This is a genomic window from Allobosea psychrotolerans (genome assembly GCF_002917105.1).
Lineage (GTDB): Bacteria > Pseudomonadota > Alphaproteobacteria > Rhizobiales > Beijerinckiaceae > Allobosea > Allobosea psychrotolerans.
This window is the reverse complement of record NZ_PQFZ01000017.1, coordinates 58,373-71,093: the sequence shown is the minus strand read 5'-3', so window position 1 is coordinate 71,093 and position 12,721 is coordinate 58,373. Positions and strand designations below refer to the sequence as shown.

Sequence of the window (12,721 nt, the reverse complement as noted above, 5' to 3'; positions counted from 1 at the left end):
CTCAGCGCCTCCGCACGCGCGGATCGAGCAGCCCTTGCAGGATGTCGACGAGCAGGTTCAGGCCCACGAAGAACATCGCGAGCACCAGGATCGTGCCTTGCAGCAACGGCAGATCGCGCTGGAAGATCGCGTTGCCGAGCAGGAATCCGGTGCCCGGCCAGGAGAACACGGTCTCGATCAGGATCGAGCCGCCGAGCAGATAGCCGAGCTGGAGCCCCATCACGGCAAGCGCGGTAGGAGCCGCATTCTTCACGACATGCTTGAACACGCCGAAATCCATCAACCCCTTGGCGCGAAGCGCCGGGACGAACTCCTGGTTCAGGATGTCGGCGACCAGCGCACGCACGGTGCGGGCGATGATGCCCATCGGGATCACCGACATCGTGATGGCTGGCAGGATCATGTAGCTGACATGCTCCCAATCCCAGATCCAGGCGGCCGAACCGCCCGGCCCCGCCCCGCCCGGCGGCAACCAGCCGAGCTGCACCGAGAACACGATCACCATCACCATGCCGAGCCAGTAATGCGGCACGGAGACGCCGAGCACCGCCAGCATCGAGGCGAATTTGTCGAGGAGGGAGCCGCGGAAATAGCCCGCGACAAAGCCGAAGAACGAGCCGAGCAGGAAGCCGATCACCGTCGCCAGCACCGCGATCAGCAGCGTGTTGCCGACCGCGCGCCAGACCTCGGCCGCCACCGGGCGGCCGGTGGCGATCGAGGTGCCGAGATCGCCCTGCAGCGCCTTCAGCAGCCAGAGGCCGAACTGGATCGGCAGCGGCCGGTCGAAGCCGTAGATCTTGCGCAACTCGTCCTGCATCGCCTGCGAAGCGTCAGGCGGCAGCACCGCAGTCAGCGGATCACCGGGCGCGATATGCACGAGCAGGAAGCAGAACAGGCTGACGCCGAACGCGACCGGCAGGACATAGAGGATGCGCTTGGCGAGATAGCTCAGCATGGGGTTGCCATCGTCACTCCAGATGCGCGGCGTGACCCGCGCGTCATGGTCGGCCGGACCCGACCATCTCGGAAACCAGCGCCTTCCTGTCACGAGATTCTCGGGTCTGCGCGGAGTTTATCCTTGGGCCGATCGAAGATCGGACCCGGGGGCTACGCCCGAGAATGACGACGATCGCGGGCGCAGCCATCACATCACCTCACTTCGCCATCGTGATCGGAGAGAAGTCCTGGAACCAGTTCTGGGCCTGGATGAAGCCCTTCACCTTGGGGCTCAGGGCGCGCGGGTTGACGTCATGCGTCACCATCAGGAACAGCGCCTCGTCGACATATTTCTCATGGATCTTCTGCAGCACCTTGGTCTGTTCAGCCGGATCGAAGGTAGTGCGGACCTGCTCGAAGAGCTTGTCCATGTCCGGATCGCAGTAATAGCCCCAGTTGGTGCCCGCCGGCGGCTGCAGGTTGCACTGCAGATGCCGAATCAGACCGGTGAAGGGATCCTGGATGAAATATGTGTAGTTCATGCCCGTCGCCTGACGCGACGATTCATGCTTGGCGCCGGCGCGCCAGATGTTGATCAGCGTGTTCCACTCCACGACCTCGAAATCGATCTTGATTCCGACCTCGGCGAGGTTCTGCTGGACGAACTCGTTCATCGGCAGAGGCTGCATCTGGCCGGAGCCGGAGGGCGCGATCAGGATCTTGGTCTGCACCGGCTTGGCAGGCGAATAGCCGGCCTCGGCGAGCAGCTTCTTGGCAGCCTCGGGGTCGTATTTCAGCTTGAAGCTGGGATTGCCGAACCATTGATGGCCGGGTGGATAGAAGCCCTCGGCCGGGATCATCATGCCGCCGAGCAACTCCTTCAGCCCCTCGCGGTCGACGGCCAGATTGGCCGCCTTGCGGATGCGGATGTCGTTCCAGGGCGAGCCTTCGACGCGGGAGAGATGCCAGGTCCAGTTATGCGGATAGGCATTGGTGACGATCTGGAAACCGGCGCTCTTGAGCGAGGGCACGAGATCGGGCGACGGCGCCTCGATCCAGTCGACCTGCCCCGCCCTCAGAGCGGCGGCGCGGGCATTGGGCTCCGGCAGCGGCAGCAGCACGAGCTTGTCGAGCTTGGGCACGCGCGCCTTGTCCCAATAGCCGGGGAACGGCGAGAGCTCGGCGCGCTCGCGCGGCTGGAAGGCGGTGAGCTGCCAGGGGCCGGTGCCCGAAGGCGTCTTGGCGAAGGCATCCCAGCTCTTGCCGAGCTTCTCCCATTGCGCCGGCGAGGACATCATGATCCAGGCGATCTGATAGGGCAGCGTCGCGTCGGGCGTCTTGGTGACGATCTCGACCTTGTATTTGTCGATCGCCTTGTAGGTGCCGACAGCGGGGATGCGCGAGCGGCCCTGCGCGGCCTGGCGCTGGTCGAATTGCGGAGCGTCGTTCTTCAGAAGCTTGTCGAGGTTCCAGACGACGGCGTCAGCAGTGAACTCTGAGCCGTCATGGAACTTCACGCCCTCGCGCAGCACGAAGGTCCATTTCGTCTTGTCGGCGGCATCGACGGTCCAGCTCGTGGCGAGGCCGGGCACCAGGTCGGAGGCCTTGTCGGCCTTGCTGAGGTCCCAGTTGATCAGCCCGTCATAGACCGTATAGCCCATGAAGCGCATGCCCTCGCCGCCCTGGTCGGTCTGGCCGGTGGTCAGCGGAATGTCGGAGGCCGTCATGCCGATCCGCAGCGTGCCCTGGGCGGAAGCCGATTGCGCCGCGAGCAGGAGCCCGGCGGCAAAGGACAAGGCGAGAGCGGAACGGATCATCAGCTAACTCCGAAATGGATGATTTCGAAGAAGCCTGAGCAAAGGCTGTGCCAGTAAGGCGCGGCGGAGCAACACCATGCGCCGCCTCGATCTTTGCCGACGCAACCGTCATGCAAAGATTTTGCCTAGAGAACGCGCAGTCGCCATTGCCTCTTAAATAGGCATGGTTCGAATTCAATGGAAATCCCGCGATTTCGGCAGAATCCGGACATTGCGCGGGTGGCGGCCGCCCGCAATCTGCGGCGGCAGGGGGGCCTCGGTCAGTGTCGAGGCGCTCTCAGGGCGGTGCGTATCCGAGAGCTTCAGCAGGTCGGCAGTACGGTCGATCACGCGCTGCGCCATCAGATGCGTCACGCCTTCCGGACTCTTCTGCACCCGGCCCTCGACCAGGAGCAGCCGCGCGCCCATGACCTCGCGGCGAAAGCGCTCGAACAGCCGCGCCCAGAGCACGACATTGGTGATGCCGGTCTCATCCTCCAGCGTGATGAAGACCGCGTTGCCGTTGCCCGGGCGCTGGCGCACCAGCACGACGCCGGCTGTGCGCGCCCAGGCCGCGTCCGGCTTCGCCTCGGTCTGCGCACAGCTCAACACCCCCTCCCGCCTGAAGAGCGGCCGCAGCATGCCCATCGGATGGCCCTTCAGCGAGAGACGCGCCGTCTGGTAGTCGGCGACGATATGCTCGGGCAACGGCATGACGGGTAGCGCCATGACGGGTTCTTCCCCCAGTTCATGCGCCTGCGCCGCCGCAAACAGAGGAAGCGCCTCGTCGTCGGGCAAGCGGCGCACGGCCCAGAGCGCCTCGCGCCGGTCGAGCCCGAGCGAGCGGAAGGCGTCGGCATCGGCGAGCAGGCGCATGGCGCGGGCCGGCAACCTGGCGCGGCGGGCGAGGCTTTCGACGTCGGCATAACCTTCGCCGCGGGCCTTGGCGATGCGCAACCCCCATTCCTCCTGGAAGCCGTCGATCTGGCGGAAGCCGAGGCGGAGCGCGAAGGAGCGTTTTTGCTTCGGCTCCCCCACTCCATCTCCGAAACAGGCGCTGGAAGAACCCCTCTCCTGTAAGGAGAGGGGCAGGGGTGAGGTGTAGGCCGCTTGACCAGTGGAGCGCCCCTTTTCAGCGGCGCTGCGGTGAGGCTTCGGCCAAACCTCAAACGGCCTACCCCTCACCCTGCCCTCTCCCTCCGGGAGAGGATTCCCCGCGCCTGTTCCGGTCAGACCAGAGCCTGCGCTTTCGACTGCCTCCAACCCGTTGTCCCAGCCACTGAAGTTCACATCGATGGCGCGCGCCTCCACGCCGCCATTCTCCTGCGCCTCGCGGACGATCTGCGCCGGCGCGTAAAACCCCATCGGCTGCGAATTCAGCAATGCGCAGGCGAAGATCGCGGGGTGGTGGCATTTCAGCCAGGAGGAGATGTAGACCAGCTTGGCGAAGGAAGCGGCGTGGCTCTCGGGAAAGCCGTAACTGCCGAAGCCCTTGATCTGGTCGAAGCAGCGCTGGGCGAAATCGCGCTCATAGCCGCGCGCCACCATGCGCCCGACCATCATCTCCTCGAACTGGCCGATCGTGCCGAGATTGCGGAAAGTCGCCATGGCGCGGCGCAGCCGATTGGCTTCGGGATCGGTGAATTTCGCCGCCACCATGGCGAGCTTCATCGCCTGTTCCTGAAAGAGCGGCACGCCTTCGGTCTTCTTGAGCACCTCGACAAGTTCGTCGGGTGGGCCGTGCTCAGGCGACGGCGAGGGATAGGTCACCTCCTCCACCCCCGTGCGCCGCTTGAGATAGGGGTGGACCATGTTGCCCTGGATCGGGCCGGGCCGGACGATCGCGACCTGGATGACGAGATCGTAGAATTCGCGGGGCTTCAGACGCGGCAGCATGTTCATCTGCGCCCGGCTCTCGACCTGGAAGACGCCGAGCGACTTGCCCTCGCACAGCATGTCGTAGGTCGCTTCGTCATCCTTGGGGACATCGGCCAGCCCCAAATCCTTACCCTCGTGCTCGCGCAGCAGGTCGAAGGCTTTTCGGATGCAGGTCAGCATGCCAAGCGCCAGCACATCGACCTTCATCAGCCGCAGCGCATCGATGTCGTCCTTGTCCCATTCGATGAAGGTGCGGTCGTCCATCGCGGCATTGCCGATCGGCACCATCTCGTCGAGGCGGCCGCGCGCCAGCACGAAACCGCCGACATGCTGCGAGAGATGGCGCGGGAAGCCGAGCAGCCTGAGCGCGAAGCCGACTGCGCGCAGGATCGTCGGGTTCGTCGGATCGAGCCCGGCCTGACGAACATGATTGGCGCCGATCTCGGTGCCCCAGCTACCCCATTGCGTGTCCGCGAGTCGGGCGGTGACGTCCTCGGTCAGGCCCAGCGCCTTGCCGACGTCGCGGATGGCGCTGCGCGGCCGGTAATGGATCACGGTCGCGGCGATGCCGGCGCGGTGGCGGCCGTATTTCTCATAGATCCACTGGATCACCTCTTCGCGCCGCTCATGCTCGAAATCGACGTCGATATCGGGCGGCTCGCGGCGCTCCTCGGAGATGAAACGGGCGAAGAGCACGTCGTTCTCGGCCGGATCGACCGCCGTGATGCCCAGCACATAGCAGACGGCGGAATTGGCAGCCGAGCCCCGGCCCTGGCAGAGGATGCCCTCACCATCGGCGAATTCGACGATCTGGCGGATGGTGAGGAAATAGCGGGCGTATTCAAGCTTCCCGATCAAGACGAGTTCCTGGTCGAGCAGCGCCTGCACCTTCGCGGGTACGCCATCGGGATAGCGCATCTGCGCGCGCTTGCGGACCAGCTCCGTAAGCCAGCCCTGCGCCGTCCAGCCCGGCGGCACCGGTTCGTCCGGATATTCGTATTCCAGTTCTCGGAGGTCGAACTCGATGCGGCCGAGCAGATGGCCGGTCTCCGCGATCGCATCGGGCGCATCGCGGAAAAGCCGCGTCATCTCCTGCCCGGTCTTGAGATGGCGCTCGGCATTGGCCTCGAGCAAGCGGCCCGCCTGGTCGATGGCGACGCCCTCGCGGATGCAGGTCAGCAGATCCTGCAGATCGCGCTGCTCGGGGGCGTCGTAGAGCACGTCATTGGTGGCCAGCAGCGGCGTGCGGGTCGCAGCCGCAATCGACTTCAGCCGGGCAAGACGGCGGCGATCGTCGCCCTTGCGATGCATGCTGGCCGCCAGCCAGACCGCGCCGGGTGCGGCCTCGGTGAGCCGGGCGAGGAGCGCGGGCAGAGCATCTTGGCGCTTGCCCGGCATGACGATGAGCAACAGGTCGCGCGCATCCGAGAGCAGATCGTCGAGATGCAGGATACAGACACCCTTCCGCGCCCTCAGATTGCCCTGGCTGAGCAGGCGGCAGAGCCTCCCCCAGCCGGCGCGATTGGCGGGGTAGACGACGATGTCGGGCGTGCCGTCGGCGAAGACGAGCCGGCTGCCGACCGCGAGCTTGAAGGCCCGGGCCATGCACTGGAGCTGCTCTCCGGTGAAGGGCAGATCGGCGAAGGCCGGGTTCTCGACCCAGATAAATTCGCCCGGACTGCCGCCTTCGCGGATCTTCTCGGGCTCCGGCAAGCCATGCTCGCGCAGATATTCAAGAGAGCTCCAGGCCCGCACCACGCCTGCGACCGTGTTGCGGTCGGCGATGCCGATGCCGGCATGGCCCAGCAGCAGGGCGCTCAGCACCAGATTGGGCCCGGGCGAGGCGCCGCGCAGGAAGGAAAAGTTCGTTGCCACAATGAGTTCGGCGTAAGCGCTCAGAGGTTGATTCATGCCAAGTTTCTCACGCGAAAAGCCCGTGCAGGAACCAGCGCGGCATCTCGTTTTCGCGCTCATAGAGCCCGGCGCGGAAGAGCCAGAAGCGGCGCCCTTGCGCGTCCTCGACACGGTAATAGTCGCGCGCCGGCTCAGCTGGCCCGTCGCGCCACCATTCCGGGGCGATGCGTTCGGGCCCCTCGGCGCGGGCGATCTCATGCAGCACGCGCCGCCAGCGAAAGCGCAAGGGCGGCCCGTCCGGCACCTCGGCCAAGGTCTCGATCGGCTGCGGCGGCTCGAAAAGCTGGAGCGGGCGCGTCGGCGGCTCGTTGGGCTCCGGCATGGGCCAGGCGATCGCTGATGCGGGGGTGGCGACCGGAACCGCCCTCGCCTCGCGGCGCGGGTCATGCGTGTCCCGCGCGGCAAAACGCAGCACACGGTCGCGGCCGAAACGGGTGACCAGGCGGTCGAGGAGCTCGGCCACCGCCTCGTCCTCGACGGCGCGCCCGTCCAGGCTGGGCTGATGCGTGTTCAGCGGCTCGCAGACCGGGATGGCGAGGCGGATCGCATCGAAACCGAAGCCCGGGTCAAGCGGGTCCGCCAGCGTGTCGATGCGTTCGCGGTAGAGCCTGAGGATGGCGTCAGCGTCGCGCGAGGGACGGCCCGTCTCGATACCCAGCCGCCTGACCGCACCATCCGTGCGGAAGAGGCTGATCTCGAAGGCGCGCCCGCCCTCGCCACGCTGTTCCAGCAGGCGGGCAGCCTCCGCGATCAAGCGCATCACCACCGCCTCCAGCCCCTGCATGTCCAGCAGGGGCTCGGCGAAATGCCGCTCGACCATGCAGGCGGGCGCCGGGCGCAGCGGCGTGATCCGGACATCCTCCCGGCCCAGCACCCGTCTGAGCCGGATCGCCAGATCCTCGCCGAAACGGGCGGACAGGACCATGGAGGGCCGCTCGGCCAGGTCGGCCACCGATTTCAGCCCGGCCCGGGACAAGGCGATGACGGTCTCGGCGGCGACCTCCAAGGCCGCGACCGGCAAGGGGCGGATCATCGCCTCGTCCTCGCCCGGCGGCACGATGCCGCCCGCGCCGAAGCGGCAGAGCGCATGCGCCGCTTCCGGCGTCCCGGCGATCGCGCTGCGCTGATGGAGCCCGCCTGCCCGCAACCGCTCGGCGATCACGGCCCGCAGCGCCGCCTCGCCGCCGAAGAGATGGGCGCAGCCGGTGATGTCGAGCAGCAGGCCGTGAGGCGGATCGAGCGCGACCAGCGGGGTGAAACGGTCGCAGAAGGCGGCCAGCCGCTCGATCAGGCGCTGATCGGCCTGCGGCTCGGCCTCGACTACGACGAGGTCCGGAATCCGGGCGCGCGCATCGGCGAGCGTCAGCCCACGCGTGAGCCCGAGCCTGACGGCATTCTGGTCGCAATCGACCAGCCGGAGCGCGTTACGCACCGTCTCGACCACCACCAGCGGCGGCTCAGACCGCCCGCCGGAAGCCGGGATCCCGCGCACCCTCCGCAGCCGGTCCGTCGGCAGGAAAGGGAACCAGAGGGCGAGATAGCGGCGCGGCATCCTGTGCTCTCCCCTGGTTGCCGGCTCTCTCCTGGAAGGCAGGTCTTGCCTGGAAGGCAGCTCTCTCGTGGAAAGATTGTCGGTCACGATCCCACTCCACACGCCACTCACGCTCACCCAGGCCGCCGCGATCGCGCAGCAGCCTGAGACTGAAAGCCGGATCGCCCGGCGCGTTGGCCTCCAGGGCCCGCGACGGCAAAGCGCGCACCAGCCAACGGGTTCGGGCGGCGCTGGCATCCTGCCGGGCGCTCGCACGCAGCAGCACCGTCGTGACGCCGGACGCCTCCGCCGCCAGCGCCAATCGCCGGCTCGCTGTCAGATCGAACAGGCGCGGCTCGCCCCAGGGCTCGATCAGCACCGCACCCAGCGCCGAACAGCGCGCAGCCTCCGCGCCGGCTCGCAGCACATCCTGCGCATCGCGCGCCCGCACCAGAAGGATGCGCGCCGGGTCGAGACCAAGCTCGGCCAGCCCCGGCGGGTGCAAACGCCCGGTCTCGGCATCGAGAACATCCTGCCTGACCCAGAGGACCTGGCCCATCTGCGCCGCCCGGATCGTCAGCCCCACGGCAAAACCCGTCGCCGCAGCGAGGTCCGCCGTTCCCGGCGCATAAACCTCATGCAGCGCCGCGCGCGCGATGCCTCCGCCCAGCGGCTCATCGAGAGCAGGCGCGCCGAAGCTCACACGCCCGACCGCCGCCGGCGCGGTACGCAGCGCCGCTTCGGCAAGGCTGCGCCGCAGGTCGGCCAGGACGAGAGGGGCGGGTTTTGGGTTCATCGCAGCGATTGTTCTCTCTTTGTTCTTATATAGAACGTGCTCCACGCGAAGGCGAGTCGCTTGAATCGGGGACCGCGTTGGAAGGCACTTGTCTCGGCCATGTTTTTCGCCGGCCATGGCTTTCGGCTTTGTCCCGGCGCAGGCTGCGCAGACTCGGTCCCCGACGCGCCGCGGCACATAAACTGCAGTCGGCATTTCAACTGTGGTCAGAGCCATTCGGAGCCGTCATGCTGTTTTCCAGCATGAGGGCCGGAGCGGCCGATCGCGTGACCGCCTTTCCCGATAGGCCGAGACCGATGCCCAGCGACAGCGCCTTCGATCTGATCTTCCGCCAGGCCAATCTCGGCGGCCATGACGGCCTGGTCGATATCGGCGTCAGCTCAGGCCGCATCGCCGCCATCGCGCCGCGGATCGTCGCGGACGCTCCCGAGATCGTCGTCGACGGCCGTGCGGTGCTGCCGGGCTTCGTCGACAGCCATATCCATCTCGACAAAGCCTGCCTGCTCGGCCGCTGCGGACATATTCGTGGCGGCCTGAAGGAGGCGATCAGCGCGGTCTCCGCGATGAAGCGCGATTTCACCGTCGAGGACGTCCATGCGCGCGGCGCGCAGGTGCTGGAGAAGGCGATCACCAAGGGCACGACGCGGATGCGTACTCATGTCGAGGTCGATCCACGCGCCGGCCTGCGCAGCTTCGAGGCGATCAAGGCGCTGAAGCGCGATTATGCCTGGGGGCTCGACCTCTCGATCTGCGTCTTCCCCCAGGAGGGGCTGATCAATGATCCCGGCACGGAGGAGCTATTGGTCGAGGCCCTGCGCGACGGCGCGGATGTGCTGGGCGGCTGCCCCTATACCGACAGCGACCCGCATCTGCAGATCGAGCGGCTGTTCTGCCTGGCCGAACGCTTCGATCTCGATCTCGATTTCCACCTCGATTTCGATCTCGACCCGTCCTGGATGCATCTCGACGAGGTCTGTCGCCAGACGCTGCGGCGCGGCTACCGGAACCGCGTCGCCATCGGCCATGTCACGAAACTCTCGGCGTTGCCGCCCGATGCCTTCGCAAGGACGGCCGAACGCCTGGCCGAGGCCGGCATCGCGGTGACCGTCCTGCCGGCGACCGATCTCTATCTGATGGGTCGGGAAGCGACGCATGACGTGCCGCGCGGGCTGGCCCCGGCCCATCGCCTGCTCAGCCATGGCGTCACCTGCTCGATCGCCACCAACAATGTGCTGAACCCGTTCACGCCCTTCGGCGATTGTTCGCTGCTGCGGATGGCAAATCTCTACGCCAATACCGCCCAGATCGGGCCGGACGGGTTCAGCGCTTGCATCGATCTCGTCACGACGCTGCCGGGGCGATTGATGCGGCTCGATGATTACGGCATCGCGCTCGGCAACCCGGCCGATCTGATCGTACTGGATTCGCGTAGCGCCACCGACGCGCTCGCCGAGATCGCCGAACCGGTTCTGGGGTTCAAGAACGGCAGGCAGAGCTTTTCGCGCCCGGCGGCGAGCTTGAACAAACCCTAAAGACTGCCTGAGTTTCCCCTCAGCCCTCATCCTGAGGAGCCATTCCCAAGGGAATGGCGTCTCGAAGGATGCTTGCAGAGGCTCCAGAACCTTCTGGAGCATCCTTCGAGACGCCGCTTCGCGGCTCCTCAGGATGAGGGCTCAAGTCTCAAATGGCCGCTAAATCTTGCTGTCTGTCCTCTGAAACGCGCCGTCATTGCTTGGGGGCAAGTGAATTCGGGTTGAAGGCCCCACCGAAAGGCGAAGGATTGTTCGACGGCGGCGGCGCGGCCGGAGGTGCAGGCTGGACCGGCGGCGCCAGCGAATTCGGATTGAAGGCGCCGCCGAAGGGAGACGGGTTGTTGGAGGGCGACGGCGTTGCCGGCTGCGCCGGGGCCTGCTGCTGGATGCGGTTGCGCTGCTCCTGCATCAGCCTTTCCTGCAATTGCTGCTTCTCCTGCAGGATCGCGGCGCGGCAGACATTCGCGTCGACGCGGCTTGCCGACCAGGCGATGAAGCCCGTCACGCCAAGGAGCAGAACCAGGACCGCGCCGGGATGCGTGAGCAGGCGCGAGAGCGGGTTGGCGTAAAACCGGGACTGGCCGGCCTTGCCGCTGCGCAGAAGCTCCTGGCGGCGGGTATGGGCCTCGCTGACCATCGCGCCGATCAGCGTCACCGCAATGATGATGACGGCGAGCGCCGAGAGCGAAGGGTCGGTGCCGAGCCTGACCTTCGAGGCCAGCGCCGTGGTGAAGGTGTTGCCGGAAAGGATGGTGAAGACGGTGGTGTTGTAGTTCTCGAACGAGGCCAGGAAGGTGATGAAGGCGGCCGAGCCGAGTGCCGGCTTCATGAAGGGCAGCAGGATCCTGCGGAAGGCCTGGCCCGGCGTCGCGCCGAGATCGAGCGCGGCTTCCGTCAGCGTCGGATCGAAGCGCTGAAGCCGGGCGTTGAGGACCAGCATGGCATAGGAGGCGATGAAGGCGACCTGCCCGAGCAGCGTCAGGAAGAAGCCGTTGTAGAAGACCGTATCGTAACTGGCGCCCACCCCGCGCCCGACGAAGCTCCAGAAGACGATGGTCGAGATGCCGAGCACGACGCCGGGGATCAGGATCGGCGTGATCAGCACGGCGTAGAGCCCGGCCCGCAGGCGCGGGCCGATATCGGCGAGTGCAAGCGCGCCCGCCAGCCCGAACGGCACCGCGATCGCAACCACCGCGACGCCGATCGCGAGGCTGGTCCACAGCCCGCTCATCAAGCGCTCATTGCGCACCAGCACGCCGAACCAGTCGGTGGTGAAGCACTCCCAGGGCACCACCCGGGGAAAAGCGGAGGAGTTGAAGGCCGTGATCACCATGATGATCAGCGGGCCGAACAGGAAGAGGAAGAACAACAGCGCGTAGCTGAATGCGAAGAGGCCGCCGCCCAAACCTCTCGTCATCGCCCGATCGCTCCGATCGAGACCTTGAAGACGCGCATCATCAGGAAGACGAAGGCGAGGCAGACAACGAGCAGGATGGTGGCGTAGGCGGAACCGCGCTGCCAGTCGCCGGCATCGTTGAACCATTGATAGATGATCTGGGTGAACCAGAGATTGGACGGGCCACCGAGGATCTGCGGGGCGGCGAGCGCGCCGGCCGTCAGCATGAAGACCATGGTCGCACCGGATGCGATGCCGGGCTTGGCGACCGGAAGCACCACGCGCCAATGCACCCGCCACCAGCTCGCGCCCATGTCGCGCGCCGCCTCGATCTGGTTGCGATCGAGCGTCTCGACCGCGTTGTAGATCGAGAACACCATCAGCAGGGTGTAGGTATAGGCAAGCCCGGCATAGAGCGCAACATCGGCGCGGATGAAGTCGATCGGGCTCGACCACAGGCCCAGCGCCTGGCCGATGCCGTTGATGACGCCTGTCGCGCCGAACAGGATGCGGAAGGCGAAGGCGCGCAGGATATCGTTGATCCAGAAGGGCACGATCAGGCCGATGACCATCATCCGCGCCGCGACGCCGGTGGCGGAATGGGCGAGGATGAAGGCGATCGGGTAGCAGATGACGATGTCGAGCAGGGTGACGATGACGGCAGCGATCAAGGTCTTGACCAGCACGCCGATGTCGAGCGTGTTCAGCGCGCCGTTGCCGAACAGGAAATAGCTGTAGTTCTTCAAGGTGTAGACATCGGCCGGCCCGCCGATCTCGGGGCGCGGCAGGTTGTGGCGCAGCGAAACGTCGAACATCGCCAGCTGCGGCAGCACGATCAGGACCAGCACCCAGAACAGCACCGCGACGCCGATGAAGACCGCGACGCCCAGGCCGTGCCGGTCGGCGATGGTGCTCCAGAGTTGACGAAGCGCTGCCATGGCC

At 66.4% G+C, this 12,721-nt stretch carries 8 protein-coding genes; 1 reads left to right on the top strand and 7 read right to left on the bottom strand.

Features of this window, described 5'->3' with window-relative positions; all coding sequences use genetic code 11:
- Position 1: 1 nt before the first annotated feature.
- The 5 genes from CYD53_RS23125 to CYD53_RS23105 form a co-directional block, all read right to left on the bottom strand.
- The gene (locus CYD53_RS23125; protein WP_103720443.1) at positions 2–955 is read right to left on the bottom strand and encodes an ABC transporter permease; all 954 of its coding nucleotides are present in this window, start codon (positions 953–955) and stop codon (positions 2–4) included.
- A 199-nt stretch (positions 956–1,154) separates the two neighbouring features.
- Entirely contained in the window at positions 1,155–2,753 is a 1,599-nt protein-coding gene (locus CYD53_RS23120; RefSeq protein ID WP_103720442.1) for an ABC transporter substrate-binding protein, read from the bottom strand.
- 174 nt (positions 2,754–2,927) lie between these two features.
- On the bottom strand, positions 2,928–6,521 hold the full coding sequence (locus tag CYD53_RS23115; protein ID WP_103720441.1) for an error-prone DNA polymerase: 3,594 nt from the start codon (positions 6,519–6,521) through the stop codon (positions 2,928–2,930).
- Positions 6,522–6,531: 10 nt separating this feature from the next.
- Positions 6,532–8,076 carry a Y-family DNA polymerase gene (locus tag CYD53_RS23110; protein ID WP_103720440.1) on the bottom strand — a complete coding sequence of 515 codons (1,545 nt, stop codon included), beginning with the start codon at positions 8,074–8,076 and terminating at the stop codon, positions 6,532–6,534.
- A complete protein-coding gene (locus CYD53_RS23105; RefSeq protein ID WP_103720439.1) occupies positions 7,982–8,851 on the bottom strand; it encodes an ImuA family protein in 870 nt (289 codons plus the stop codon). Before CYD53_RS23105 ends, CYD53_RS23110 begins: the two co-directional genes overlap by 95 nt.
- Positions 8,852–9,147: 296 nt before the next feature.
- Here CYD53_RS23105 and CYD53_RS23100 point away from each other — a divergent pair, with 296 nt between their 5' ends.
- A complete protein-coding gene (locus tag CYD53_RS23100; protein ID WP_103720438.1) occupies positions 9,148–10,383 on the top strand; it encodes an amidohydrolase family protein in 1,236 nt (411 codons plus the stop codon).
- A 193-nt stretch (positions 10,384–10,576) separates the two neighbouring features.
- Here CYD53_RS23100 and CYD53_RS23095 read toward each other — a convergent pair whose 3' ends face one another.
- Together CYD53_RS23095 and CYD53_RS23090 are read right to left on the bottom strand one after the other, a co-directional pair.
- Positions 10,577–11,800, bottom strand: a complete 1,224-nt coding sequence (locus CYD53_RS23095; protein WP_103720437.1) for an ABC transporter permease — start codon at positions 11,798–11,800, stop codon at positions 10,577–10,579.
- On the bottom strand, positions 11,797–12,717 hold the full coding sequence (locus tag CYD53_RS23090; protein ID WP_103720436.1) for an ABC transporter permease: 921 nt from the start codon (positions 12,715–12,717) through the stop codon (positions 11,797–11,799). Before CYD53_RS23090 ends, CYD53_RS23095 begins: the two co-directional genes overlap by 4 nt.
- Positions 12,718–12,721: the final 4 nt, after the last annotated feature.

Excerpts from the sequence above, each read along its gene's own strand:
- CYD53_RS23125 (WP_103720443.1), bottom strand. The coding sequence starts at position 955 with ATGCTGAGCTATCTCGCCAAGCGCATCCTCTATGTCCTGCCGGTCGCG.
- CYD53_RS23120 (WP_103720442.1), bottom strand. The coding sequence starts at position 2,753 with ATGATCCGTTCCGCTCTCGCCTTGTCCTTTGCCGCCGGGCTCCTGCTC.
- CYD53_RS23115 (WP_103720441.1), bottom strand. The coding sequence starts at position 6,521 with ATGAATCAACCTCTGAGCGCTTACGCCGAACTCATTGTGGCAACGAAC.
- CYD53_RS23110 (WP_103720440.1), bottom strand. The coding sequence starts at position 8,076 with ATGCCGCGCCGCTATCTCGCCCTCTGGTTCCCTTTCCTGCCGACGGAC.
- CYD53_RS23105 (WP_103720439.1), bottom strand. The coding sequence starts at position 8,851 with ATGAACCCAAAACCCGCCCCTCTCGTCCTGGCCGACCTGCGGCGCAGC.
- CYD53_RS23100 (WP_103720438.1), top strand. The coding sequence starts at position 9,148 with ATGCCCAGCGACAGCGCCTTCGATCTGATCTTCCGCCAGGCCAATCTC.
- CYD53_RS23095 (WP_103720437.1), bottom strand. The coding sequence starts at position 11,800 with ATGACGAGAGGTTTGGGCGGCGGCCTCTTCGCATTCAGCTACGCGCTG.
- CYD53_RS23090 (WP_103720436.1), bottom strand. The coding sequence starts at position 12,717 with ATGGCAGCGCTTCGTCAACTCTGGAGCACCATCGCCGACCGGCACGGC.